A 24047-nucleotide genomic window follows, 5' to 3' on the forward strand; every position below is an offset into this window, starting at 1 on the left:
ATCGACTTATTTGGCCGTCGGCATCACAAACTCAGCCCCGTTATCAATCGAGTCTGACCAGCGCTGCATAATTGACTTCTGCCTAGTATAAAAACGTACGCCCTCCTCACCGTAGGCGTGGGTATCACCGAACAGTGAGCGCTTCCAACCGCCAAAGCCGTGCCACGCCATCGGCACAGGGATAGGCACATTGATACCGACCATGCCGACCTGAATACGGCGCCCAAACTCTCTTGCCACGCTGCCGCTTTCGGTAAAACAGCTGACGCCGTTACCGAATTCATGGTCGTTGATTAACTGAATGGCCGTCGCGACATCCGGCACGCGTACGCACACCAACACCGGGCCAAAGATCTCTTCTTTATAGATCGTCATTTCCGGCGTGACGTGGTCGAAAAGCGTGCCGCCCATCCAGAAGCCGTCGGCACAGTCACTACCCACCTGGGCAGTATCAAACTCGCGGCCATCCACGATCAGTTTCGCGCCTTCAGACACGCCTTTTTCGATGTAGCCGGTAATACGCTGATGGGCCTGGCGCGTTACGATCGGCCCCATTTCGGCATCCAGCTGCATGCCATTTTTTACTTTTAGCGCTTTAGCACGCTCGGCAAGCCTGGGCACCACGCTATCCGCCACGTCGCCGACCAGTACCGCTACGCTAATCGCCATGCAGCGCTCGCCCGCCGAGCCGTAGGCGGCGCCGATTAACGCATCCACCGCTTTATCCAGGTGCGCATCAGGCATCACGACCATATGGTTTTTCGCCCCGCCCAATGCCTGCACGCGCTTGCCGTGCTTGGCACCCCGCTCATAGATCAGGTTGGCAATTGGCGTCGAGCCAACAAACGAGAGCGCTTTGACCTCGGGGTGATCGATTAATGCTTCAACAGACTCCTTCCCTCCCTGCACCACGTTAAACACGCCATCGGGCAAACCGGCCTGCTTCAGAAGGTCTGCCAGCATTAATGAAGCGCTAGGGTCAAGCGGGCTTGGTTTGAGAATAAAGGTGTTACCCGTGGCGATGGCGATAGGGAACATCCACATCGGCACCATGATCGGGAAGTTAAACGGCGTAATACCCGCCACAACGCCAAGCGGTTGCCGGGTTGTCCAATTATCAATACCGGTACTGACCTGCTCGGTGTAGTCACCCTTAAGCAGTTGGGGGATACCGCAGGCAAACTCGACAACATCAATCCCGCGCGCCACCTCGCCCTGGGCATCGGTAAATACTTTGCCATGCTCTTGGGTGATCGCCTCAGCCAAGGCATCTTTATGCGTATTCAATAATTCCAGAAACTTGAACAGCACTCGGGCCCGGCGAATGGGCGGCGTATCGGCCCACGCAGGAAACGCTGCACTGGCCGCATTTACAGCCGCCTCCACATCGCTTTGTGACGCCAGGGCGACACGGCCGGTGACTTGGCCGGTGGCTGGGTTAAACACATCCTGGGCATCGCCAGAGCGACCTTCGCTGATCTGACCATTAATAAAGTGCTGAATGGCTGTTGTTGTCATCATCACTACCTTTATAAGCAGAACCAATGGGATCTGCCCAGACTAGCGTGATTGTTGGCGCGATCAATTGAGTAAATTTAAACCGGGATATAAGCTCTGCTAATAACAAAATGAAAACCAGGAGGCGCCATGCACGAATACGCGACACTACGGGCATTTGTCATGGTCGCCCGTCTAGGCAGCGTCTCACGCGCGGCTGAGCAACTGCACCTTACCCAGCCCGCCATCAGCCTAAAGTTGAAGCAGCTTCAGCTAAGCTTGGGGCTTACTTTGTTTGAACGCCGCCCCCAGGGCTTAGCGCTAACGCCTGATGGCCATGCCCTGCTACCCTCCGCCGAGAAAGCCCTGGCAAGCGCCTATGCTTTTGAGCAAACGGCCAATACGTTGCACAGCACGCCAAGAGGCAAGCTCAAGATAGGCACGATTGTCGATCCAGAATTTATTCGCCTGGGCGCTTTCCTGCGCCGTCTAATGACGCAAGCACCGCAGCTTGAAACCGAGCTTCATCATGGGATGAGCGGCAATACGTTAAGACGTGTTGAGCAAGGCGACCTGGATGTAGGGTTTTACCTAGCGCCGCCCGGCCTGGGAACCGACCATGAGGTGCTTGCCTGGCGCGAACTGACCCACTTTCACTACTACATTGTTGCCCCGATGGGCTGGGATGCCCAACTGGCCGATACACGCTGGGAAGCCCTGGCCCGCTTGCCCTGGATCGTCACGCCCGAGGACTCGGCCCATCACCGCCTTTTACAACACACACTTGCCAACAGTGGCGTCACACCCAATCGCGTCGCTCAGGTCGACCAGGAGGCCTGCATGCTGGACTTAGTCCGCGCGGGCGTTGGCCTGAGCCTTGCGCGCGATGCTCTGGCTATGACCGAGCGTCAGGAAAGCGGCCTTGTCGTTGCCAGTAATATTCGCCTGCCCTGCGCACTTAGCTTGATTTGGCGCCATGATCGTGCAGAAGAACCTCCCATTGACGCGGCATTACGTACGCTGAGCGAAGTATGGCCCTCGCTTTAAAAAAACTGGCTTTAAAAAGATGGACGGAACTATCACTAATACATACGCCAGCCAACCATTGATAAAAGACGTACGCACTTTTTATTGCCACCCCGGAAATGCCCTTTGGCGGGTCAAATTCAGGAGTAATCGATAACGCCGTTTAGGCTATTGCCACCGGTAAAAATAAAGCGCCGCCAGCATCCTGGCGGCGCTTTTTAGTGTGAAAACGAAAACGCTATCAGCCCGCCTGCTGGGCCTGGTGCTCAAGCTCTTTGGTAACATCTGGGGTAAGCTTTAACGCTTGCGCCAGTTGATCCAACCAAGCGCGCTCCATGGGGTTCTGGTCATCAGTTACTGCGACACTCATTAAATACATTTCCCGGGCAGCCTGGGGCGAGTCCGCTTCGCGGGCAAGCGCTTCGGCATCCAATGGAGCCTTTAGCTGCCTTTCGACCCAGTTATGCATTTCCTGGTCGGCCCCTAGCGCATCGATCTGCTCCGTAATCAGCACCTGTTCCTGCTCATCAACATGCCCATCGGCGCGAGCTGCCATTATCATGGCCTGCAGCAGTTCAAGGCTACGCCGCTCCTGAATCTCACCGCTTAATACATCAACACGCTCGCCTTCTGCGTTACTGCTGGCGGCGGGTTGATTTTTAGCGGTCTGTGAATTCTGCCAGGCTTTCCAAGCCAGCATGCCAACGCCTGCAATAGCGCCATACTTAAGCGCCTTACCGCCCATGCTCCGGCCACGTTTGGAACCGACCAGCATGCCCATGGCGCCACCGCCCAAAAGGCTTTTCATATCGAACCCGCTGGAACTTCCCGACTGGCTTGAGCGCTGATCACTACCGCCCCCGCCCAACTGACGAGACAAGCCCTCCAGCATGCCCTTCACATTGACTCCGCTGCTGCCTTTTTGGCTGCCGCCGGCCTGCTGCATAAGCTGTTGAAGAATTTTACTAGCGTTCATCCTTGTACTCCTTGGGGCTGACAGACTGTACTGACAATGTACGTGCCAACCATGTATGTACTAACAACGAATGTACTCACAAATCCTACTGAGTCTAGAGGACCTACGCCGGTATAACACCCTGTACTTGTACCGTGCTTCCCTGACGGCTAGCACGCACTTCTATACGAACCGGCATTTGCTCTTTGAGTGCGCTGACATGAGAAATAATTCCAATCATGCGCCCGCCCATTTGCAGCTCGCTCAGCATCGCAATGGCCTGGTCAAGGGCATCCTGGTCCAGACTGCCAAAACCTTCATCGATAAATAGCGTATCGAGCTGAATGCCACCGGCATACGCCTGCACCACGTCAGAGAGCCCCAATGCTAGCGCCAGCGCGGCCATAAACGATTCGCCACCCGAGAGCGTCGCGACGGGGCGATTTTTACCGGTATAGGTATCGGCAACATCCAGCTCCAGGCCTGAGGCCTTATTTCCTTTGGAGGGGTCTTCACGGCGCACCAACTGATAACGCCCCCGGCTCATTCGCACCAGCCGCTCGGATGCCTGGATCAGCACATCATCCAACAGCACGCCAAGCACAAAACGCTGCAGGCTAATGCGATGCCCGGTGCGCCCATTGGCGATCTCGCTCAGCGTTCCCCACAGCCGATACTCGGCTTCAAGCTCCGCCTCGGCGGCATGGGCGGCCTTGAGCTTTTGCTGAGTGGCGGTTAGCTGTGCAATCCGAGCCGCCAAGCGCTGGTAGGTTTGATTACAAACCTGCTCATGCGCCTGCGCGCTAGCCACTTGCTCCGCCAGAGCGGTTAAATCAGGCGGCGTTAGCCCCTCAAGGCGTGTCTGGCTATCCTCAAGCTGACCATCCAGCTTGGCCAGCGCCTGCTGAAAGAGGGTGACGGTTTCAATAAGCGCCTGGCGCTCGGGCGCTTCCAGACGGGCCTGAATGAAGTCAGCGTCGTTGTCGAAAGCGCTACTGCTTAGCGCCAGTTGCCATTCGTTTTGGGCCGCGCTTAGCGCCTGAGTCGCGGCGGCGGCGCGCTGGGCACTATCTGACAGTGTGGTTTCGGCGCGGGCCAGCGCCGTTTGTGCGTGATGAGCACTCTCCTGAGCAGATTGCCACGCCGCCTCAGACTGCTGAATGTCGCTTTGCACACGGCCAAGCTCTGCCTGCAGCGCCTCAAGTGACCCATGTGGCTCGGGCAACGCCCTGCGCAGTTGCTCACATTGGGCTTCCAGCTGATGACACCGCTTTTGGGCGGCCTCTAACTCAGGCTGTTGTGCCTTTATCTGGGTATCCAGCGCTTTCCATTCGCTGCGCTGTTGCTCAAGTGTGCGCTCCTGGGTTGCCAACTCTCGAGTAAGCACTTGATAGCGCTCAACATGTCGCTGGCTCTCCTGGCAAGCAGCCTCCAGTGCGCTTAGTGGCTTGGCGCCCCACTCGCCCAGCGTGTGACGCAAGTACTCGCTCTGCTCATCGTTATACTTAAGCTGTTGGGTCAAACGCTGCTGCAACTGTTGAGCTTGCACCAGCGCTTGATGCGCCTGCTCATGCTCCGTGCGTGCGCGCTTCACATCGGCCTGGGTAACGGGGGGCTGCTCTTGTACGGCGGGCGCAGGATGCTCACGACTGCCACACACCGGGCAGGGCTGCTGGGATTCCAGCCGAGCGGCGAGTAACGCGGCTTGGCCCTGGTGCCAGTGCATCTCCTGCTCGGTGGCGCGACGCTTATAGCGCTCAACCGTTTGCTGATGATGCTCAACATCGCTTGCCGCCTGAGCCACTTGCTCGGCCAATGCAGCGCGCTGGGATTCAAGCTCGGCCAGTGTTTGCCGCTGCGCGTGCAGCGCTTGGCGGCTTTTTAACACTTCATCGCAGCCTGCAAGGTGATTGCGCTCTATCTGCTCCGCTTTCAGCCTGGCGGCAAGTGCCTCGCCCTGTTCAGCGATGGTGTCGCGCTGCTGCGTTTGTTGATCAAGCTGCCGATACAGGCTTTGCCATGTTTGTTGCGCCTGGTGTAGCGCCTGCTCTACACCAGTGAGCGCCTGAAACTGCTCCAACGCTTGCTGTAAACGGCCAGCCTGTTCACGGCGTTCCGGCAACTGCTGGTAGCGAGTTTGTGCCTGGTGTAACGCTTGCTGAGCGTGTTGATGCGTCGCCTGCTGTTTTTCAACAGTCGTTTGAGCCTGAACGCGCTCTTGCTGGGTAGCGCTTGCCGTTTGCTGCGCTGTTTGCACGCGGTGAAAGGGTTCGGCCAGCGCCTGGGTTTGCTCATGGGCGCTTAAGCGCTGTTGAGCACGCTCTATTTCCGGCTGCTGGTGTAGCCGCTGGTTTTTTTCTGCGCCCAATGCCGTATGGCGGTCAAAAAGCGCCTGACACTCCTGCCCCTGGCGCTCGGCAGCCTCTGCCTGTTCACGTTGCTGTTTAGCAATGGCTAACGCCTTTTCAGCAGCCTGATGCTCTGGCGCCTGCGTTTCCAGCGCCTCAATAAGCGCTGCTTCACTTTCAATGTCGCTTGCATCCAGAATGCCCTGGACACGGTGCTGGTGATCTTTCACCGCTCGGTCTATCTGGTTGGCTTGGGTGCGCAGATGCTCTTCAATGCGTTGAAAAATATGGGTTTGAAACAGCTGGGAAAAAATCTTTTCGCGATCTTTTGACTCCGCCAGCAACAGCTCCCGGAACTTGCCCTGGGGCAGCACCATCACCTGGCGGAACTGGCTGGCATCCAGCCCCAGTAGTGCCTGCACTTGGGCGGTAGCATCGTTAACGCTACGCGCGACGAGGCACTGATTTTCCTTGCCGTCAGCGGTTAGCCGCCACAGCTGGGCTTCTGCGTTTTGCGTTGTCGTTCCTTCGCCTCGCGCCTTAGGGCGCTCCTGCTGAGGCACGCGGCGCACCCGGTAGCTCTCTCCGCGCAGGTAAAAATCCAGCGTTACTTCAGTTAGCAACGTATCGGCGGCCTGGTCGCAGCGCATCTGGGTGCCCGAGCGTTCTTCTCCCGTGGTCTGGCCATAAAGCGCGAAGCAGATGGCGTCCAGAATCGAGCTTTTCCCGGCGCCTGTCGGGCCGTTGATCAAAAACAGCGGGCTTCTACCCAGCTGAGAAAAATTGATGGTCTCCTCGGCCGCAAAAGGGCCGAAGGCCTGCATGGTGAGTACGAGCGGCGTCATGACTGGCCCTCTTCATCGCGGCTGAGGGAGGTGATGACATCACTCATGGCGCGCGCCTGGTCAGCGCTCATGGCATCACCGCTGGTTTGTTCGAAGAAATCGCTGAACATATCCAGGGCATTAAAGCGCAGCCGTTCGCGATCCAGTTGCTGACGCTGTTGCCCACCCAGCATGCCGGGCTTTTCGAGGTGCAAAACGTTGGGGTAAACCGCGCGCAGCTTGCCCATGGGATCTAAAATAGCGTGGCGGTCGGTTAGCCGAACCAACAAGTAGTCATCGGCACAGAGGTCCTCGCGCCCTTGTCTCAACAGCTCATCAAGTTCGCCTTCCAGCACGCGCACTTCGCGCTTGGGCACCAGCGGGCGATGCTCAATGCCGGTCACTCCCTCGTTACCTATATCCACAAGCGTAACGCCTTTACGCTGCCGAGCTTCTGAAAAGCTGTATTTAAGCAGCGAGCCGCTGTAGCGAATATGCTCACCGCCGCGGTATTGCGGGCCATGCAAGTGCCCAAGCGCGACATAGTCAAAGCCCTGCATGGGCTCCCAGGCAACACTTTCTGCACCGCCCAGGGTTAACGGGCGCTCGGAATCAGATGCGCTGCCGCCATCTACAAAGCAGTGGCTCATCAGTACCGTTGGGCGGGTAGCGTGGCGCTTCTCACCAATACGCGTTAGCAAGTAGCGGTGGGCGCTATCAAAGTCGCGGACCGGTTCACCGAACTGGCTGCGAACGTATTCCGGGTCAGCATAGGGCACGCCAAAAATATCGACCTCAACGCCGTTGATAGCAAGCGTAACGGGGGTATCGCAGGCGCTCAAATCAGAAAGAATATGCAGCCCCGCCTGACGCAAATGGCGTGCACCAAAGCCCAAGCGCTCAGCACCATCGTGGTTGCCGGAAATAATAACCACTGGCAAACCACGCGCTTGGCAAAGCTCGCCCAGCACATCATCAAGCAACGTAACAGCCGCGGAAGGCGGCATCGAGCGGTCATAGATATCGCCCGCAATCAGCACAGCGTCTACGGCTTCGCGGTCGACTATCTCGATCAGCTGGTTTAGCACGTGGCGCTGGTCTTCAAGCAGTGAGATGTTGTGAAACAATCTCCCCAGGTGCCAATCGGCGGTGTGGAGTAGACGCATGGCAGGCTCAACGGCAGGTTAGGTGGTTGCATCATAACAACCTAACCTGACGGCGTTTAGCCTTTACGGGTGAGAAATACTTAAGGGCTCTTGGGCAATTGGCGTTTATGCTCGGTGCGGGTATAGGTGTCAATGATGGTGGTATACGCCTCATCGCTGATGGCATCGCCGACCAGGAAGGCATCAATATCCGCATAAGTCACGCCTAGCGCCACTTCATCCGCCAACAGGGGTTTGAGCGTTTCAAGATCAGCAGTGGGTTGCTTTTCAACCAACGCGGCGGGTGCGCCCAGCGCTGCACCGACGTCACGTATCTGGCGTTTGGTTAGCCCGGTGAGCGGCGCAACGTCACAGGCACCGTCACCATATTTGGTGAAAAAGCCCATTAGTGCTTCGGCGGCTTGATCCGTGCCGACCACTAGGCCACTTCGTGCTCCGGCCGCTGCGTATTGCGTCACCATACGCTGGCGCGCCTTGATATTGCCCAACACAAAGTCGCGGTGAGCGTCGTCTCTAAATGTTAGCCCGCCCTCTTCCAGTGCGGCCAACAGGGCATCACTTGCCGGTTTAACGTTAACGGTCAGCACATGGTCGGGTTCAATAAACGACAGTGCCTTCTGCGCATCGTCTTCATCCTGCTGAGTACCATAAGGCAACCGCATCGCGTAAAAAGAGGCGTCGATGCCCTGCTCACGCGCCTTATTAACCGCTAACTGCGCCAAGCGGCCACCTACCGTGGAATCCACGCCGCCACTAATGCCTAATACCAGCGCATGCTGCCCTGTATCGGTCATTTCGCGACACAAGAAATCAACGCGCTTATCAATCTCTTGCTGCGGGTCAATACGCGGCGTTACCTGTAAAACCGTTTGAATATGCGACTGGATTGCCTGCTGATCTACCATCCTGGCCTCCTTGCGGTCGAACGTTGATCCATAGCGGATAGCGTTTTGTTCAGGCTAGAGCAGAAATGTGTTTGGTTCTACTCATCTAATGGCGCGCTACCGTTCAATACATCACGATGATATTTAGGAATGCACTCCAATGCATAGTGCGCGGCGGCTAGGCGAACGTCGTTACGATCACCGGAAAAGCGGCGTGTCTCGGTAATCATGTAAATCTTTTGCTCATGGAGAAAAGCCCAGGCAAAGCATACCGTACCGACGGGAATATCATCGTGCGGTTCAGGGCCTGCAATCCCGGTATTGGCGACGGTTATAGTGGCATCGTTATTATTAAGTGCCCCTAGCGCCATTTCTCGAGAGGTTTCTTCACTGGTAAGCCCATACGTATCAATCGTATCGAAGCTGACCGACAAATAACGATTTTTTGCCTCCGGGGAATAAACCGCCAGCCCACAGTCAATGCACTGCCCGCTACCGGGCACACGGGCCAGCTCAGAGACAATCAGCCCTGCGGTGCATGATTCGGCAGTGGCCAATTTGAGTTTTTGCTGCTGTAGATAATCAGTAATTTGCTTAAGCAATTCCATTGCGTATCTCCTGACAAATCACAATCCCTGTCGTTTTATTCTTCCTCTTAAAAGGTAGCTGTTCTCGAAGAGGGCTGAAAAATCAGCCAGCAAGTTCATCATTTGTTAAAAAGCCCTTATCCATTGATAAGGGCTTAGCGCTGTTTCTTCCCTCCATCCGCGTAGGAGCTGTTCTGTAAGCGGTAGTCATGGCGCACCTCTACAATGACCAGGGCATTTGCCCTGGTCATGTGCTGAACTAGCCGGAAGGCTTTTTAACTAGAAGCTTTTTGAAAGCGTAATCGCACCGTACTTGTCCTGCTTTTCCTGGCCATCAAATTCACGTGTGCGCTGAACACCGGAAAAAACGGCTTGCCACCCATCCCAGGCAATGGCAAAACCAGCGGCCCCTTCTCCTACCCACTCTTTACGGTCAACCGAGTGACTGCTGGAAAACACGTTGCCATCCAGAGTGAGGTTATGCGCGACGTAGTAGCCTTCGACATTAGCGAATACATACCACTGCCAGCCCGTTGTACTCGTCATGCGGCCACGGTTACTGGGGTTGGGGGTAAGCGTCGGGATACCGCTGGCATCATCACCCCAGCGAACGCCATAACCCGCACTGGCGTAGGTATTGAGATTGCCCAAGGCAACGCTGACACCGGGGCCATGAGCCAAGCGCTTACCGGCCAGAGGCACGTTATGCCACCACTGACGACGCATGGTCAGGTTAAGCAACGGCTCATCCTTTAACTGGTTATGCCAGCCACTTGGACGTTCGCTATTGGTAATACGGTGTACCTCACGCTGAATGCTGTCAGCAAGCGATGATGGGCCTACTAGGCCGGCCTCTATATGAAGATCAGTGGCTTGCTGCCAGCGTCCTACCGGAACATCTTCATAAAGTGACATACCCGCATAAACCAGGCCTGCATAGGGGCGGTCGTCCTCAATTAGCTCAGAGCGCTCGATATCATCCGGCGTATAAATCTGGTGCACCAATCGGAAAGCAACTGAATCTGCCTGGCCTATCAAACTATCCGGCAGCGCCGTAGCTAAACGCTGGGTCCAGTTTTCCGGGCTGGGCTTAAATGCCCAATTAAGCTCGAAGCCGCTGGTAAAGTGCCCATCGTCACTGCTCATTAGACCGTCATTTTCATGTGTCACAGAAATGACGTTGTTATCTGCATTCGCCAAGGCAGGGAGTAGACTCATTGCTGCTACAAAGGGAAGCAGGCGCCAAGCAGGCAGGCAGACGTTGTACATTGCTCATCCCTTGAGTGAGGGTTAAAACCAAAGTAGCGCTCTCGAAGAGCGCTAGCAAACATTGCTGATTGTATGTAAACATGCAAAAAGATAGCAAGGAAATATTATTCGCCAAACATCAATAACAACCCAGCACCCGTGGCGCAAGGCGCTGCCTCCCTGCTGTTCCAAAGGTGGGTAACAGTAGGCATAGCCAGTTCATATGCCCTCGCTGCGCGCACCATCCGTTGGCAGTACCTTGCTGTATGTCTTTAAAGAAATAGCCTAGCGGTCCCTTAACAGCCACTGCGGAGTAATTTCATGCTGGCCGTTTTCATCAGTGATAAACAGCGAGCCCTCACTCACCATAACCGCCCAGTTAATAGCGCGCGGGAGGTTCTGAGCAATCACTGCCAAGGCTTCTTGAGGCAAGGTCGCTACGTGAAGGTTTTTAAGCGTTGCCACGCCTGAAAGTACTTTGTTTTCCCATATATCGGTGCGCCCGTAGGCAAGCAGCGATACGCGCTCGGCGCGCCGTGAGCACCAGATTAGGCGTTCGGCATCCGGCAAGCCTACTTCAACCCAATGCAGCACCCGCCCATCCAGGCTCTTTTCCCATAGTGCGGGTTCGTCCACATCGGAAAGCCCGCGCCCAAATGCAATCGCCTCGCTGTACCACAATATATAAGCAATCAGCCGCGCACTCATCCGCTCTTCTGTTTCAGAGGGATGGCGTGCCACGGTAAAACGTAGCGTTTCATACACCCCACGATCCAGGTCGGTAAGGTTAATATCAACTTTGTAAGGCGTCGCACTAAGGGCCATCAGAATATCCAGCGATAAATTTTGGCTAGTTTACCTGATGCGCGGCCCGATAGGCGCTAGGCATTCCGATAATCAGCCGTTAGGGTGCTGTGTTTTAACGTATCGGCTTCGTGATGAGGCTCATGCCATTTTTCGTCGAGCGCTGCTTGATACCACGCCTGCATCGCTGGCAGCGTCAACAGGTGCTTTGCATAAGCGTTCGAAGCCTCGCTTAAAGGCAAGCCAAACGTTTGTACACGGAAAACGACAGGTGCGTAGAAGGCATCTACCGCCGTAAATTCGTCACCTGCCAGGTAAGGGCCACCAAAGCGTGAAAGGCCTTCTTGCCAGAGCCTATCCAATCGAGCGAGATCAGCTCTGAGCCCAGCAGAAACATCCTGAAGCGTGACGGGCACGCCGCAGTTCATGGGGCATTCGTTACGTAACGTGGAAAAGCCGCTATGCATTTCGGCGCTGGCCGAACGTGCCCAGGCACGTACTGTCACCTCTTTTGGCCATACCCGAGCATGCTGCTCGGCAATGTATTCAACAATGGCCAGCGAATCCCAGACGGCCGTCTCGCCATCCACCAGGCAAGGCACAAGCCCAGAAGGCGAAAAGCGAATAAACGTATCTCGACTCGCCCCATTGCCACCCTCAAAGGCCATAACGTGTTCCTTAAAAGGGATATTAAGCGCTTTCATAAGCACCCAAGGCCGCAATGACCATGAAGAGTAATTCTTGTTGGCAATGTAGAGATCAAACATGGTTACCCCTTTTTTACGTCAAATAAGCAAGGATGGCTACGCTAGTCGCATTATGTCGCCTTTCTTTATCCCATAAATTGCCTGTTTCATCGCCTAACAGATTCTTTTTTTACTTTATTTAAACCAAGGTCGTGTATGCAAGAAAATATCAAGCTGTACGATGTTACCGATAACATAGCCAGCAATTAGCACTATCATTGGGAGTACTCGCATGGATGAATGGACGCAAACGTTGTCCACAGGACCGTTGCTAGGCATTGCCGCCGTAGCGGTCTTGTCCCTTTTACTATTGATCATCAGATTCAAGATGCATGCGTTTGTGGCGCTGATGTTGGTGAGCTTACTGACGGCGCTCGCCACACAGATTCCAGTCAATGCGATTGTTCCCACGATGGTGGATAGCTTTGGGGGGACGCTGGGCGCTGTTGCTCTACTGGTAGGGTTAGGGGCAATGCTTGGCAAGCTTGTTGAGCATTCAGGCGGTGCCAAAGCGCTTGCCGATAAAATGATTGATCTCTTCGGCGAAAAGCGAGCGCCTTTTGCCCTCGGCATCACGTCGCTGCTAATGGGCTTTCCGATATTTTTTGATGCCGGTTTGATCGTCATGCTACCGATCATTTTTGCCGTTTCGCGTCGTTTGGGTGGCCCTATCCTTCTTTATGCCATGCCTGCTGCCGCTGCGTTTTCGGTTATGCATGTTTTCCTGCCCCCTCACCCAGGCCCGGTTACCGCATCGGAGCTTTATGAGGCAAATTTAGGGTTATTGCTGCTTGCTGGCGTGGTGATTGCGTTCCCCCTTTGGTGGATATCAGGCTATATGTGGGGGAAAATTGTCGCAAAGCGCTACCCCTTCCCTCTCGCAGACTCCCTGTTCGGCGATGTCAGCGATGACCACGTTATCAACCCGCCTTCTGTCAGCGTTGTTATCAGTATGCTGTTGCTGCCGATTGTGCTGATCTTCATGAACACCGGCTTAAACTTTCTGCGCTCAATGGGCGTTGTGGATAGTGACGCGCTATGGTTCCAACTGCTATCAGCCGTCGGCAATACGCCGGTAGCGCTGCTTATTTCAACGTTGGTGGCAATGTTAGTGCTAGGCCGTCGCCAAGGTATCGGAGGCAGTGCATTAGAAAAAATACTGGATTCTTCTCTGGGGCCGATTTGCTCGGTAGTACTGATCACAGGCGCCGGCGGTATGTTCGGTGGCGTACTCAGGGCATCCGGCATTGGCGATGCGCTATCAAGTTCGCTCAGCGATATTGGTTTACCGATCATCCTGGCGGCTTATGTCATTGCGGTGATTATGCGTTTAGCCCAAGGCTCAGCAACTGTCGCCCTGGTAACCGCCGCCGGGCTCATGGCCCCCGCCGTGATTGGCGGTGACTTTACATCCATGCAGGTAGTGGCGATTACCCTAGCAACAGCAGCGGGCTCTGTCTTTGCAGGGCATGTCAACGACTCAGGGTTCTGGTTAGTTGGTCGCCTTTTAGGAATGGACGTTAAGACAACGCTCAAGACCTGGACCGTTCAGCAGGCGCTCGAATCCGTTGTCGGCTTTATATTCGCGGTTATTATTTTCATGCTGTTTTAGGTGAGCACGATGACAAAAGCACTTTTCGATATTAACGGCCGCTTGGCACTGGTAACCGGATCCTCAAGGGGGCTGGGCAATGCGCTTGCTAGGGGGCTTGCTTCCCAAGGAGCTCATGTCATTGTGCATGGGCGGGACCTGGAAAGCGTCAAGGAGGAAGCCCACAACATCGCCCAAGAGACAGGCGCCAACGTTGAAGCCATCAGCTTTGATGTCACTGATGCCAGGGCGACTCAGCAAGCCGTAGAAGCACTTATCGATCAGTTTGGCGTTCCGGATATCCTGGTCAACAATGCAGGGCTTCAACGCCGAGCGCCGTTCAATGAGTACTCTACGTCAGATTGGGATGCGCTCATCGCCACCAATCTTTCGAGTCTGTTTTACGTGTCTCGTGCGTTGACTCCAGCCATGAGTGAACGTGGCTCAGGTAAGGTCATCAACATCGGCTCGGTACAGTCCAAACTTGCCAGAGAAACCATCGCCCCCTATTCGGCAACCAAAGGTGGGGTTGTTCTACTCACTCAGGGTATGGCTGCTGACCTTGCTCGCTTCAACATTCAGGTCAACTGCATTTCTCCCGGCTACTTTAAAACTGAAATGAATACCGCGCTATGGCAAGACACAAGCTTTAACCAGTGGGTGGAAAAACGCACTCCGGCACAGCGCTGGGGACATTTCGACGAACTGGTGGGCACGCTGGTCTATCTCTGTTCGGATGCTTCAAGTTTCGTTTCTGGACAAAATATTTTCGTTGATGGCGGAATGACCTCGGTGGTTTAACACCTGGAAATTGCCTTTGGGGATGAAGCACCATGCAAGCATTAGTTATTCACGGTAAGCAGGATCTACGCGAAGAAAATATTGATCTTCCAGCGCTCGCTCCCGGAAAAGTGCGCTTACGTATGTCTTTCGGTGGAATATGTGGCTCGGATCTTCATTATTATCATGAAGGTGCCAATGGTGCTTTTGTTGTTCGTGAGCCATTGATTCCAGGTCACGAAATGTCAGGAGTAGTCGATGAAGACCCAAGCGGGCAATGGCCGCTTGGCACACCGGTAACACTGCACCCCGCCACATTCGGGCAAAGCCAAACCGGTATCGAAGATAAGCCCCACTTGTGGCCCAACGGAGCCTATTTGGGCTCCGCGTCAACCTGGCCACATACGCAAGGGGGCATGAGTCAATTCCTTGATGTCGATGCCAGCATGTTGCGTGCATTGCCCGATACTCTGCCACTCAAACGTGCAGCCTTAGCAGAGCCACTTGCTGTGGGTCTGCATGGGATCGAAGTAGCCGGAGGTGTTGACCAAAAGCGCGTATTGGTATGTGGAGCTGGACCTATAGGTCTACTCGCTGCCGCTGCTGCACTTGCCAGGGGCGCAAAAGAGGTATGCATTACCGATATTCTTGAGGGACCGCTGTCACGTGCAAAAATACTCGGGGTTCATCGCACCATTCAGGTGGATAGGGAAGAGCTCCCCGAGGAGGCATTTGACGTGGTGCTTGAGTGCACCGGCGTTCCCGCCTCTATCAATAAGGCTATTCTCGCCGTGCGCCGCGCTGGCGTTATTGCTCAAATAGGCATGATGCCTGCCGCTCCGCAGCCCATTGCGCTTGCATCGCTGATTGCGAAAGAAGTTCAGCTTAGAGGCTGTTTCCGGTTCAATAATGAGATTGATGAAGCTATCGCGCTACTGGCAGCTAATTCAAACTTTGATCACGTTATTACGCATGTATTGCCCGCCGCCGATGCTCAACAAGCCTTTGCTATAGCCAAAGATGCGGAGGTGTCCGGCAAGGTATTGATCGAGTTATGGAAGTAACAGATCAACGATTAAGATAATTGATCCCAAAGGGGGGGCGCTACCGCCACCCCCTCAATAATTAACGGAAACCAACCGACGTACCTATCACGCCAACCTGACTAAAAGCTGGCCTTACGCTTCTCTATAAATGCGCTCATGCCCTCTTTTTGTTCCTCACCGGCAAAGCAGAGTGCAAATAGGCTAGTCTCCAGGGCCAGTGCACTATCAAGGTCCTGGTCCATCCCGTCATGAACGGCCTGCTTGGCACCGCGTACCGACTGAGGGCCATTGCCTTTTAACTGTTGGGTAAGCTCTTCGACATAACTTTCAAGCTCTGCCTGAGGCATTACGCGGTTCACCAGACCGATGCGTAGCGCTTCTTTCGCGTCTATCTTGCGCCCTGTCGTCACAAGATCAATCGCCATGGCAGGGCCTACGCGGCGCGGCAGGCGTTGCGTACCACCAAAGCCTGGGATGACACCCAACAGGACTTCAGGCTGGCCAAATACCGCGTTGTCGCTGGCTACTGCCCAGTCGCAGGCCAGTGCCAATTCGCAGCCGCCGCCAAGGCAAAACCCGTTCACAAGGGCGACCACCGGCACCGGAAGCGTTTCAAGTCGTTTAATGGTTCGTAACGCCTGGCTTGCAAAGGCGCGCGCTTCTTCCGGCGTTTTATCACGCATTTCGGTGATATCCGCTCCGGCGACAAACGACTTTTCACCGGCGCCAGTCAGTAATACGGCGCGCAGGTTTGGCTGATTCTCAAGCTCAGTCAGGTGGATCTCTAGCGCGGAAAGTACATCGCTATTTAACGCATTCAACGCCTTGGGGCGGTTGATAGTCAGGCGGACGATACCCTCGTTATCGACCTTTTCAATAACTGATTCGCTCATATTAGCTCCTTCATTGTTATGGTGACTTACATCGTTATGACGGCTTAACTGGCCTGCCTTGCAACCCTAGCGAACGCTTGGTTGGGGGGCAATCACTTCTTTTCTCGCCCGCCAGAAATACAATCGCCGCCTCCAGGGGCGGCGATTGTCACAATAGGGCGATTAGCCAATCTCGAAATCACTCAGGCATTGAATGCCTGCCTCAATTACTGCCCGCTGGGCACGCCCAACAGGGAGCCACTGGGTGATCACAAACTGTGCGCTTAGAAGTTTTGCCTTATAGAAAGGGTCTGTTGTGCCCTGCCCAATGGCCGCCTGCGCACTGAGTGCCGCTTGCCCCATTTGCCAGGCGCATAACACATGGCCTGCCAGGTTGAGCAGCGGGGTCGCATAACCCTGTACTGCATCAGGCCCTTTTTCCGGGTCTTTGCCCTGCTCAAGTACCTGCTGCTTGGCAGCACGTAAATCCTCAAGCCCGGCAGCCAGCGCCTGTCCCAAATGAGCCAACGCAGGTTCAGCCTTGAGACGTTCAACCGTGTCGGCTACTTCGTTTAGTAGACTGGAAAATGCTTCGCCATTATCACGCTGTAACTTGTGTCCTGCTAAATCCAGCGCCTGAATGCCGTTAGTGCCTTCATAAATGGGTGCGATACGAGCATCACGCAGCAGCTGTGCCGCGCCGGTTTCTTCGATATACCCCATCCCGCCGTGCACCTGAATACCTAACGAGGCGATCTCTACCGCTTGATCCGTTGAGAAGCTTTTTACCACAGGAATCAGGATATCCACGCGAGCCTGAGCCGCCTGGCGTTCACTCTCGTTTTCAGCATGGCGGGCGGTATCCAGCTGTGCTGCACAGTACAGCGCTAACGCACGCAGCGCATCGGTGCGCGCGCGCATGGAAAGCAGCATGCGCCGCACATCAAGATGCTCACTGATGGGGCACTCTTTACCGCCTCGCGCTGCCGACAAACGCCCCTGATGGCGCTCTTGTGCGTAGGCAAACGCGTGCTGGCAGGCGCGTTCGGCCACGCCGATCCCTTGGATACCCACTTTATGACGCGCCTCGTTCATCATGGTGAACATGTGATTCAGGCCGCGCCCTTCTTCACCCACTAGATAACCGATTGCCCCACCCTGCTCGCCAAAACTTAACGAACAAGTCGGTGAGCCGTGGATACCCAGCTTGTGCTCAATGGCGGTGCATAAAACGTCGTTACGCTCGCCCAGGGTGCCGTCATCATTGACGAGAAATTGGGGCACCAGAAACAGCGAGATACCTTTATTACCTTCAGGCGCATCAGGTTTACGCGCCAGCACAAAATGAATGATATTTTCAGCGGCGTCGTGCTCACCCCAGGTAATATAGATTTTCTGGCCACTTATCCGGTAATGATCGCCTTCAGGTACTGCCTTGGTACGCACTTTAGAAAGATCCGACCCTGCCTGGGGTTCGGTCAGGTTCATGGTGCCTGTCCAGGTCCCTTCTACCAGATGGGGTAAATACGTCGCTTTCAGCGGCTCGCTGCCATGATGGGCCAATGCTTCAATGGCGCCAGCGGTTAACATGGGACAAAGCCCTAACGCCATATTGGCACCGTGGAGCATTTCCTGAACGGCACTGGCCACCACTTCAGGCAAGTTCTGCCCACCTAACGCTTCCGACACGCCGATGCCGTTCCAGCCGCCTTCTACATACGCCAGGTAGGCCGCCGCGAATCCATCAGGCGTCGTTACTCGCCCATCCGGGTGATGTTTGGCGCCTTGATGATCACCGGTAGCATTCAGCGGCCCCCAAACGTCACCCGCTAGCTTGGCGGCTTCATCCAGCACCGCCTCAACAACGTCGGGTGTGGTCTCTGTAAAATTGGACAGCGTCAGCGAGTGATGCCCGAGCAGTTCTTCGAGCACAAAACGCAAATCGCGTACCGGCGCGACGTAGTGATTCATGGCAAAACCTCGATGTAGAAATAAAACAGTCGTTTGTTATAAACCGTTATATTCGATAGTAGTTTCCTGCCTATCGTTACACCATTAGCCCAACGTCTCACCTCTTTACGATACAGACCCGCTACCAAATTACTTAAGCGTTCTTAACTGTTCGACATCGTCATAGTAGGCAATTCGGGTTTCTTCCTCGGCAGGCGGTCCGACTACCGGCTCCGCTACGTCCACGTTTGGCACTGCATCCGACAAATCTTCCAGATGCTCGTGCTCAAGCGCCCCTTGGACAAGCTCCTCGGTAATCACAAGCTCTGCCCCGGCCGCAGTCATGGGCGTCGTCGCGGTAAACGGCGCCACCGGCATCGGGGCGGGGCGCACGCTGCGCCGCCAGGCAAAAAAGAGCAGGAAGAACAGGCTGAGCCCGCCAAATGCCCAGAACAACCCGGCATCGCCCACGGCTGTCATAACGGGTGAAATCATCAGCGGGCTTAAGGTTGCCCCGATAGAGTTAATCAGCAAAAGTCCTTGGCTCATACGTACAAGCGCCCCGGCGGGTGCTCGGTCGGCAGCATGACTGACGGCCACGGGGTAGAACGCAAACACTCCACCGCCCAGCAAAAACAGTAGTACCGCCAGCAGCGGCGTGGAGAGCGGTAGCCAAAGAATTGCTGCCGACACCAGCACACAAAAACCACTGATCCCGATAAGTACCATTTGGCGGTCGTGACGGTCTGACCAGCGCCCAATCGGATACTGCAGCAGCATGGCTCCCAGCACCACCAGCGCCATCATCTGGCCGACCTGATTCACGCTCATTCCAATGCGCTGCAAATAAAGGGGCAGCAAGGTGTACGCCGCCGCGACCACCATGCCCGACCCCAGGCTACCCAGCACGCCCGTTGGGGTTAACATGATTAATCGATAAGGAGGCAGCGGTTCGGCGTGCTCAATCAGAGGGGTAACACGCGGAATCATCGCCATTGGCAGCACAGAAAGCGACGCCAGCATACCGATCACCATAAACGGTGCCGTCCCGCCCATGGCATTGGTGACGCCCAGCAATAGCTGACCAATGACACCGGCGGCGTAAAGCGAAATCATGTAGAGCGCCAACAGGCGGCCACGCACTTTTTGCTCGCCTGCCGTGAGCAGCCAGCTCTCAATGACCAGATAGACACCGACCGTTGCCCAGCCGCCAATCAAGCGCAATGCAAACCAGGCCCAAGGGTCAAAAAAGAGCCCTTGAAGAAGCACCGTCACGGCAACCAGCGAGGCGAAACTGCCATAGGCGCGAATGTGCCCAATACGTAGCAATAACCGGTCGTTAAACAAGGCGCCCAAGGCCAGGCCAATAAAGTACGCTGACGAGACAATCCCGATCACCGTCGCAGACCCGCCTGCCGCATCCAGGCGTACCGTGATCAAGGTAGCCAAAAAGCCGTTGCCAATGCCTAAAATAAACAGGCCCAACAGAGGCGCAAACGCCATAGCCAGTAATTGCCGCGACATGAAAACCTCAACTTGCCAAACACGTTGTCAAAAAACAGGGTCAAAAAAAGCGGACATAGCTGTTTAAGGGCCGTTGCCACCTTTTACACAACCACAGGCAAGAAACGGGCGCGCAATTATTGCCCTGGATAGCATAAAGTCAACGCTTTTTCATAGCCTGTTCGTATCGATTAGTGTTTTCTCAAAATAACCGTATCTTTTTCAGGAAATTCGACTGTTAGTTGATGCTGCGCGGCCCACCATTCAAAGGTTGCCTCACTGAAAAAACAGATATGGGTGGGGTCATTAATATAGTGCCAGTTGGCAAATGCTGCTTGAGTGGTCACTCGCTTGGTCATGATGCCCAGATAGCCACCAGGGAGTAGCTGAGCCACCAACTGCGCCAGCACCTTTCCGGGCATGGCTAAATGCTCAACGACTTCAGTCGCGGTGATAAAATCATAGGTGTTCTGCAAAACGGACATGTCGGGCGCATAGAAGATGTCGAACACCGTCATGGGGTGGCCAACTTCCTCGAACATCACAGACAGCGTGGGGCCAGGCCCTGAACCAAAATCCAACCCGTTGGCACCTTTCGGCAGTTTGGCTAGCAACGGGGTGAACAAGCGCCCTAAAAATCGCCGGTATCCCATATCTTGCGGTGAATTTTGATGCTGGTCATACTCTGCTTTTTCATCCGCTACGCTTAAATGCTGCTCGGACGGCACAAACACCAGCCAACACGTGGCACACTGGTAATATTCACGACGATGATTTTGATGATAGAGCGAGACCTTAATTTCACCGCATAGCGGACAGCATTGCATCGTCGTATTCTCTGTTTTTCGGTTTTGCATTTAAGGAAAGAGGCATGCTCTCAGGCTTGGATCATCTTGTTGTTACTGTCACAGATATGGGTCGCGCGGTTGATTTTTACTCGCGAGTTCTCGGGCTAGACGTACGCTATCGTGATGCCCAACGGGTAGATTTAATGCTGGGCGATACCGCCCTACGACTCCATCAAACCGACACCGACATCGAGCCTATTTCTGCAACCCCTACGCCTGGCAGCCTGGATTTATGCCTACGCTGCCAATTGCCGCTGGATGAATTCAAACAGCATCTAGACGTGCTGGGCATTGAGGTTGAACTTGGCCCGGTGGCTCGCCAAGGCGCCAATGGCGCGATCGAGTCCGTTTATCTGCGCGACCCCGATGGTAACCTTTTGGAGATTTGCCGCCCGGCTCGCTAATGTTACCGCCAGTATCTTGCTGGTCAGTGACTAATGCTTAGCGGCGTCGTGCAAGGTATTATAGGGCGTTAAGAACCTTCGCTTTATTGTCTCATCCGTATTAAAGGTAAAAAGACATGCAAGATAACCGTCATGACTCGCCGATTGAAGGCGAAATTATTTCAGAACACACTACCGCCGAGCCAAGCAAGCAGCACGACACCACAATGGCCATGGTGGTTTATGCGCTTTATCTGGCAAGCTTTGTTGTCGGCTTCACCTCGGTTGTCGGCGTCATCATTGCCTATGTCTATCAAGGCAAAGGCCCGGCCTGGCTGGACGAACACTACCGCTATCAGGTTCGCACCTTCTGGATTGGCTTGCTGTACGCAAGCATTAGCTTCCTGCTCACCTTTGTACTGATCGGCTTCCCGCTTTTATTTGCACTGGCGGTTTGGTTTATCGTTCGCTGCGTTAAAGGGTTTAAGGGCTTACAAGATAAACGTGCTCCGAGTAATGTGGACAGCTGGTTAATCTAACGAATGACGGAACACGCAACGACATCAGACAAGCGACTCTCCCGAGCCACGGCGATTGCGTGGCTTTGGCGCAGGCTTTCGCGCTGGCCCCTGCCGCGCCTGTGGCGTTTTGCCTCCACGCTTGGTCCTCTCGTTTACTGCTTTAGCCGCCGTGAGCGAAACGTCACCGATATTAATCTTAAGGTGGTATACCCCGCGCTTGACCAGCGTAAGCGCAGGGCGCTCGCTAAACAGAGCCTTCGTCACTCCACCGCCACCATGATGGAGCTGGGCTATGCCTGGATGGCGGAGCCTGATCGCGTTGAAGCAAGTATTGTTGAAGTGCATGGCCGCGACAAGCTGGACAGCGCTCGCGCGCAGGGCCGTGGTGTTATTGTTCTGGCGCCGCATTTTGGTAACTGGGAAGTGTTGAATTTCTGGCTTTCCAGCCATTTCCCTTTCACCGCTATGTACGAGCCTCCCAAAATAACCAACCTTGAGCCGATTATTCGCCATGGCCGCGAACGGATGGGCGCACAGTTAGTGCCCACTAACCCGCGGGGCGTTGCAGCACTGCTTAAAGCACTTAAGCGCAGCGAGGCCATCGGCATTCTGCCTGACCAGGAACCCGACTGGGGCAGCGGCGTCTTTGCGCCGTTTTATGCACGCGATGCGTATACCGCCACGCTACTCCCCAAACTGGTGGCGCGCACCCAGGCACGCGTTGTCACAGGCGTTGCCCTGCGCCTGCCTGGGCGCGGCTTTGCTATCCATTTTCTGGACGCCGACGAGCGGGTGTATAGTGCTGACGAAACAGTGTCTGCGAGCGGGGTTAACGCCAGTGTTGAAGCGTCAATTGCGTTGGAACCCGCCCAGTACCAGTGGGAATACAAGCGTTACCGCAAAGTCATCGAAGAGCAGCAGCAAAACCCCAACGCCAACGACTTCCGGCTTTACTAGGGTTTCTCTGAGTAGGTACTGATTTATCAGACCTACTCATCGTCATGACGTGCATAGACATCATCGAGCCTTTCGATATCGTCTTCCCCCAGATAGGCACCCGACTGAACCTCAATCAGCTCTAACGGGATTTTACCGGGGTTCTCTAAGCGGTGAAGTGTGCCAATCGGGATATAGGTCGATTGATTTTCACTGACTAAGAAGCTGCGCTCTCCCACGGTTACCTGTGCCGTTCCGCTTACCACGACCCAATGCTCGGCGCGATGATGGTGGCGTTGAAGGGAGAGTCGGCCGCCGGGTTTCACCGTAATATGCTTAACCTGGTAGCGCTCACCACTATCAATTGCTTGAAAGTCACCCCAGGGGCGATGTACCTGGGGCGCTGACTGAAGCTCGCGGCGCCCTTTACTGGCTAACACCGCGACTAATTGTTTTATGTGCTGGGCCTGGTCCCGATGCGCCACCAGCACGCTGTCAGAGGTTTCAATCACAAGCAAGTCGTTAACCCCCAGCGTGGTCACCAAGCGATGTTCGGCCATCACGAGTGAATTCGTAGTCGAGTGCAAAAGCGCATCACCTTGCACCACATTGCCCGCTTCATCCGCCGCGGCCATCTCCCAAAGCGCATCAAAACTGCCTACATCGCTCCACTGAGCATCAAGGGGGATGATGGCCGCAAAACGGCAGTGCTCCATGACGGCATAATCAATCGAATTGGCGGGGCAGCGCTGAAACGACGCTTCAGCGAGCCTTAGAAAATCCAGATCGCTGTGAGCGCCATCAACAGCGGCCCGGCAGGCAGACAGCATCTCGGGTTGAAGGTCCGCTAGCTGCTCAAGATATGTCGAAGCGCGTAACAAAAACATGCCGCTGTTCCAAAGCGTATCGCCTTGTTCAAGCAGTTGAGCGGCGCGCTCGGCATCCGGTTTTTCAATAAACGAGGCGAGCCGATAGCCCTTTTCCAATGCGTCACCACAGGCGATATAGCCGTATCCCGTTTCAGGATGCGTAGGCACAACGCCAAAGGTGACTAAATAGCCCTGCTCTGCCAAGGGCACGGCCCACTCGACACTTTGTTGAAAAGCGCTCACATCGCCAATGACATGATCCGCCGGCAAGACCAACAGCAGCGGATCGTCTCCTACGGCCCTGGCTAACAACGCCGCACAGGCAATCGCAGGCGCTGTGTTACGCCCTTCCGGCTCTAGCACAATACGCCCCGCCTGGTTCGCTTCACGCAGTTGCTCAGCCATAAGGAACCGGTGCGCCTGATGGCCCATAATAAACGGCGGTGTCGTACTTATCCCCTCCAGGCGATCCAGCGTTTGCTGAAGCAGGCTCTTCGACGAGGTTAAGCGCAAAAACTGTTTGGGCATTTGCTCGCGTGAAAGCGGCCACAGCCGTGTGCCGCTTCCCCCGCATAGAATCACCGGCTGAATCATAGTCTCGTCCTTGTAGGCAAAGTGTTACCGGCTGCCAAATGCTTCCCGTAACCAGTGGCGAAGCTGGCT

At 55.0% G+C, this 24047-nt stretch carries 21 protein-coding genes; 7 read left to right on the forward strand and 14 right to left on the reverse strand.

Annotated elements, in window-relative coordinates; all coding sequences use genetic code 11:
* Positions 1 to 6: 6 nt before the first annotated feature.
* Positions 7 to 1518: a CoA-acylating methylmalonate-semialdehyde dehydrogenase gene (locus INT20_RS08525; protein WP_193054522.1), complete on the reverse strand. Its 1512-nt coding sequence runs from the start codon at positions 1516 to 1518 to the stop codon at positions 7 to 9.
* A 129-nt stretch (positions 1519 to 1647) separates the two neighbouring features.
* Here INT20_RS08525 and INT20_RS08530 point away from each other — a divergent pair, with 129 nt between their 5' ends.
* Positions 1648 to 2544: a LysR family transcriptional regulator gene (locus tag INT20_RS08530; protein ID WP_193056782.1), complete on the forward strand. Its 897-nt coding sequence runs from the start codon at positions 1648 to 1650 to the stop codon at positions 2542 to 2544.
* 220 nt (positions 2545 to 2764) lie between these two features.
* Here INT20_RS08530 and INT20_RS08535 read toward each other — a convergent pair whose 3' ends face one another.
* The 8 genes from INT20_RS08535 to INT20_RS08570 form a co-directional block, all read right to left on the reverse strand.
* The gene (locus INT20_RS08535) at positions 2765 to 3499 is read right to left on the reverse strand and encodes a tellurite resistance TerB family protein (protein ID WP_193054521.1); all 735 of its coding nucleotides are present in this window, start codon (positions 3497 to 3499) and stop codon (positions 2765 to 2767) included.
* Between the two features lie 103 nt (positions 3500 to 3602).
* On the reverse strand, positions 3603 to 6671 hold the full coding sequence (locus tag INT20_RS08540; RefSeq protein ID WP_193054520.1) for an AAA family ATPase: 3069 nt from the start codon (positions 6669 to 6671) through the stop codon (positions 3603 to 3605).
* Positions 6668 to 7816 (reverse strand): exonuclease SbcCD subunit D, encoded by a 1149-nt coding sequence (locus tag INT20_RS08545; protein WP_193054519.1) that lies wholly within the window; start codon positions 7814 to 7816, stop codon positions 6668 to 6670. Before INT20_RS08545 ends, INT20_RS08540 begins: the two co-directional genes overlap by 4 nt.
* 80 nt (positions 7817 to 7896) lie before the next feature.
* The gene (gene nadE / locus INT20_RS08550; protein WP_193056783.1) at positions 7897 to 8721 is read right to left on the reverse strand and encodes an ammonia-dependent NAD(+) synthetase; all 825 of its coding nucleotides are present in this window, start codon (positions 8719 to 8721) and stop codon (positions 7897 to 7899) included.
* A 77-nt stretch (positions 8722 to 8798) separates the two neighbouring features.
* A complete protein-coding gene (locus INT20_RS08555; RefSeq protein WP_193054517.1) occupies positions 8799 to 9308 on the reverse strand; it encodes a CinA family protein in 510 nt (169 codons plus the stop codon).
* A 258-nt stretch (positions 9309 to 9566) separates the two neighbouring features.
* Positions 9567 to 10556: a lipid A deacylase LpxR family protein gene (locus INT20_RS08560; protein WP_193054516.1), complete on the reverse strand. Its 990-nt coding sequence runs from the start codon at positions 10554 to 10556 to the stop codon at positions 9567 to 9569.
* A gap of 264 nt (positions 10557 to 10820) precedes the next feature.
* On the reverse strand, positions 10821 to 11360 hold the full coding sequence (locus tag INT20_RS08565) for a YaeQ family protein (RefSeq protein WP_193054515.1): 540 nt from the start codon (positions 11358 to 11360) through the stop codon (positions 10821 to 10823).
* A gap of 56 nt (positions 11361 to 11416) precedes the next feature.
* Entirely contained in the window at positions 11417 to 12106 is a 690-nt protein-coding gene (locus tag INT20_RS08570) for a glutathione S-transferase family protein (RefSeq protein ID WP_193054514.1), read from the reverse strand.
* Positions 12107 to 12317: 211 nt separating this feature from the next.
* Between INT20_RS08570 and INT20_RS08575 the strand changes: the two genes are divergently transcribed.
* From INT20_RS08575 to INT20_RS08585, 3 genes are read left to right on the forward strand one after another with little or no spacing between them, the layout of a single operon-like run.
* Positions 12318 to 13697, forward strand: a complete 1380-nt coding sequence (locus INT20_RS08575; protein ID WP_193054513.1) for a GntP family permease — start codon at positions 12318 to 12320, stop codon at positions 13695 to 13697.
* Between the two features lie 9 nt (positions 13698 to 13706).
* Complete coding sequence (locus tag INT20_RS08580) at positions 13707 to 14477, forward strand: glucose 1-dehydrogenase (RefSeq protein ID WP_193054512.1); 771 nt, start codon at positions 13707 to 13709, stop codon at positions 14475 to 14477.
* A 32-nt stretch (positions 14478 to 14509) separates the two neighbouring features.
* A complete protein-coding gene (locus tag INT20_RS08585) occupies positions 14510 to 15520 on the forward strand; it encodes an L-idonate 5-dehydrogenase (RefSeq protein ID WP_193054511.1) in 1011 nt (336 codons plus the stop codon).
* 101 nt (positions 15521 to 15621) lie between these two features.
* Here the strand turns inward: INT20_RS08585 and INT20_RS08590 are convergent, their stop codons facing one another.
* The 4 genes from INT20_RS08590 to INT20_RS08605 all read right to left on the reverse strand — a co-directional run bounded on the left by INT20_RS08590 (position 15622) and on the right by INT20_RS08605 (position 20654).
* Positions 15622 to 16395: an enoyl-CoA hydratase-related protein gene (locus INT20_RS08590; RefSeq protein ID WP_193054510.1), complete on the reverse strand. Its 774-nt coding sequence runs from the start codon at positions 16393 to 16395 to the stop codon at positions 15622 to 15624.
* Between the two features lie 162 nt (positions 16396 to 16557).
* Positions 16558 to 18345 carry an acyl-CoA dehydrogenase gene (locus tag INT20_RS08595; RefSeq protein ID WP_193056784.1) on the reverse strand — a complete coding sequence of 596 codons (1788 nt, stop codon included), beginning with the start codon at positions 18343 to 18345 and terminating at the stop codon, positions 16558 to 16560.
* Positions 18346 to 18474: 129 nt separating this feature from the next.
* Entirely contained in the window at positions 18475 to 19848 is a 1374-nt protein-coding gene (locus tag INT20_RS08600) for an MFS transporter (protein ID WP_193054508.1), read from the reverse strand.
* A 170-nt stretch (positions 19849 to 20018) separates the two neighbouring features.
* Positions 20019 to 20654 (reverse strand): class I SAM-dependent methyltransferase, encoded by a 636-nt coding sequence (locus tag INT20_RS08605; RefSeq protein WP_193054507.1) that lies wholly within the window; start codon positions 20652 to 20654, stop codon positions 20019 to 20021.
* A 44-nt stretch (positions 20655 to 20698) separates the two neighbouring features.
* Here INT20_RS08605 and INT20_RS08610 point away from each other — a divergent pair, with 44 nt between their 5' ends.
* From INT20_RS08610 to INT20_RS08620, 3 genes are all read left to right on the forward strand, one after another.
* A complete protein-coding gene (locus INT20_RS08610; RefSeq protein ID WP_087109765.1) occupies positions 20699 to 21079 on the forward strand; it encodes a VOC family protein in 381 nt (126 codons plus the stop codon).
* A 116-nt stretch (positions 21080 to 21195) separates the two neighbouring features.
* Entirely contained in the window at positions 21196 to 21597 is a 402-nt protein-coding gene (locus INT20_RS08615; RefSeq protein ID WP_172117296.1) for a DUF4870 family protein, read from the forward strand.
* A 3-nt stretch (positions 21598 to 21600) separates the two neighbouring features.
* Positions 21601 to 22536, forward strand: coding sequence for a lysophospholipid acyltransferase family protein (locus tag INT20_RS08620; RefSeq protein WP_193056785.1), 936 nt, complete (start codon positions 21601 to 21603; stop codon positions 22534 to 22536).
* A 32-nt stretch (positions 22537 to 22568) separates the two neighbouring features.
* Here the strand turns inward: INT20_RS08620 and INT20_RS08625 are convergent, their stop codons facing one another.
* Entirely contained in the window at positions 22569 to 23978 is a 1410-nt protein-coding gene (locus tag INT20_RS08625; protein ID WP_193056786.1) for a mannose-1-phosphate guanylyltransferase/mannose-6-phosphate isomerase, read from the reverse strand.
* Positions 23979 to 24047 lie beyond the last annotated feature (69 nt).

This window comes from Halomonas citrativorans (assembly GCF_014898005.1).
GTDB classification, from domain to species: domain Bacteria; phylum Pseudomonadota; class Gammaproteobacteria; order Pseudomonadales; family Halomonadaceae; genus Vreelandella; species Vreelandella citrativorans.

What these genes read in the sequence shown, in the direction of transcription:
- INT20_RS08605 (WP_193054507.1), bottom strand. Translation starts at nt 20,654, where the DNA reads ATGCAATGCTGTCCGCTATGCGGTGAAATTAAGGTCTCGCTCTATCAT.
- INT20_RS08575 (WP_193054513.1), top strand. Translation starts at nt 12,318, where the DNA reads ATGGATGAATGGACGCAAACGTTGTCCACAGGACCGTTGCTAGGCATT.
- INT20_RS08530 (WP_193056782.1), top strand. Translation starts at nt 1,648, where the DNA reads ATGCACGAATACGCGACACTACGGGCATTTGTCATGGTCGCCCGTCTA.
- nadE (WP_193056783.1), bottom strand. Translation starts at nt 8,721, where the DNA reads ATGGTAGATCAGCAGGCAATCCAGTCGCATATTCAAACGGTTTTACAG.
- INT20_RS08565 (WP_193054515.1), bottom strand. Translation starts at nt 11,360, where the DNA reads ATGGCCCTTAGTGCGACGCCTTACAAAGTTGATATTAACCTTACCGAC.
- INT20_RS08600 (WP_193054508.1), bottom strand. Translation starts at nt 19,848, where the DNA reads ATGTCGCGGCAATTACTGGCTATGGCGTTTGCGCCTCTGTTGGGCCTG.
- INT20_RS08620 (WP_193056785.1), top strand. Translation starts at nt 21,601, where the DNA reads ATGACGGAACACGCAACGACATCAGACAAGCGACTCTCCCGAGCCACG.
- INT20_RS08525 (WP_193054522.1), bottom strand. Translation starts at nt 1,518, where the DNA reads ATGACAACAACAGCCATTCAGCACTTTATTAATGGTCAGATCAGCGAA.
- INT20_RS08580 (WP_193054512.1), top strand. Translation starts at nt 13,707, where the DNA reads ATGACAAAAGCACTTTTCGATATTAACGGCCGCTTGGCACTGGTAACC.
- INT20_RS08570 (WP_193054514.1), bottom strand. Translation starts at nt 12,106, where the DNA reads ATGTTTGATCTCTACATTGCCAACAAGAATTACTCTTCATGGTCATTG.
- INT20_RS08625 (WP_193056786.1), bottom strand. Translation starts at nt 23,978, where the DNA reads ATGATTCAGCCGGTGATTCTATGCGGGGGAAGCGGCACACGGCTGTGG.
- INT20_RS08615 (WP_172117296.1), top strand. Translation starts at nt 21,196, where the DNA reads ATGCAAGATAACCGTCATGACTCGCCGATTGAAGGCGAAATTATTTCA.
- INT20_RS08540 (WP_193054520.1), bottom strand. Translation starts at nt 6,671, where the DNA reads ATGACGCCGCTCGTACTCACCATGCAGGCCTTCGGCCCTTTTGCGGCC.
- INT20_RS08610 (WP_087109765.1), top strand. Translation starts at nt 20,699, where the DNA reads ATGCTCTCAGGCTTGGATCATCTTGTTGTTACTGTCACAGATATGGGT.
- INT20_RS08595 (WP_193056784.1), bottom strand. Translation starts at nt 18,345, where the DNA reads ATGAATCACTACGTCGCGCCGGTACGCGATTTGCGTTTTGTGCTCGAA.
- INT20_RS08585 (WP_193054511.1), top strand. Translation starts at nt 14,510, where the DNA reads ATGCAAGCATTAGTTATTCACGGTAAGCAGGATCTACGCGAAGAAAAT.
- INT20_RS08535 (WP_193054521.1), bottom strand. Translation starts at nt 3,499, where the DNA reads ATGAACGCTAGTAAAATTCTTCAACAGCTTATGCAGCAGGCCGGCGGC.
- INT20_RS08555 (WP_193054517.1), bottom strand. Translation starts at nt 9,308, where the DNA reads ATGGAATTGCTTAAGCAAATTACTGATTATCTACAGCAGCAAAAACTC.
- INT20_RS08560 (WP_193054516.1), bottom strand. Translation starts at nt 10,556, where the DNA reads ATGTACAACGTCTGCCTGCCTGCTTGGCGCCTGCTTCCCTTTGTAGCA.
- INT20_RS08545 (WP_193054519.1), bottom strand. Translation starts at nt 7,816, where the DNA reads ATGCGTCTACTCCACACCGCCGATTGGCACCTGGGGAGATTGTTTCAC.
- INT20_RS08590 (WP_193054510.1), bottom strand. Translation starts at nt 16,395, where the DNA reads ATGAGCGAATCAGTTATTGAAAAGGTCGATAACGAGGGTATCGTCCGC.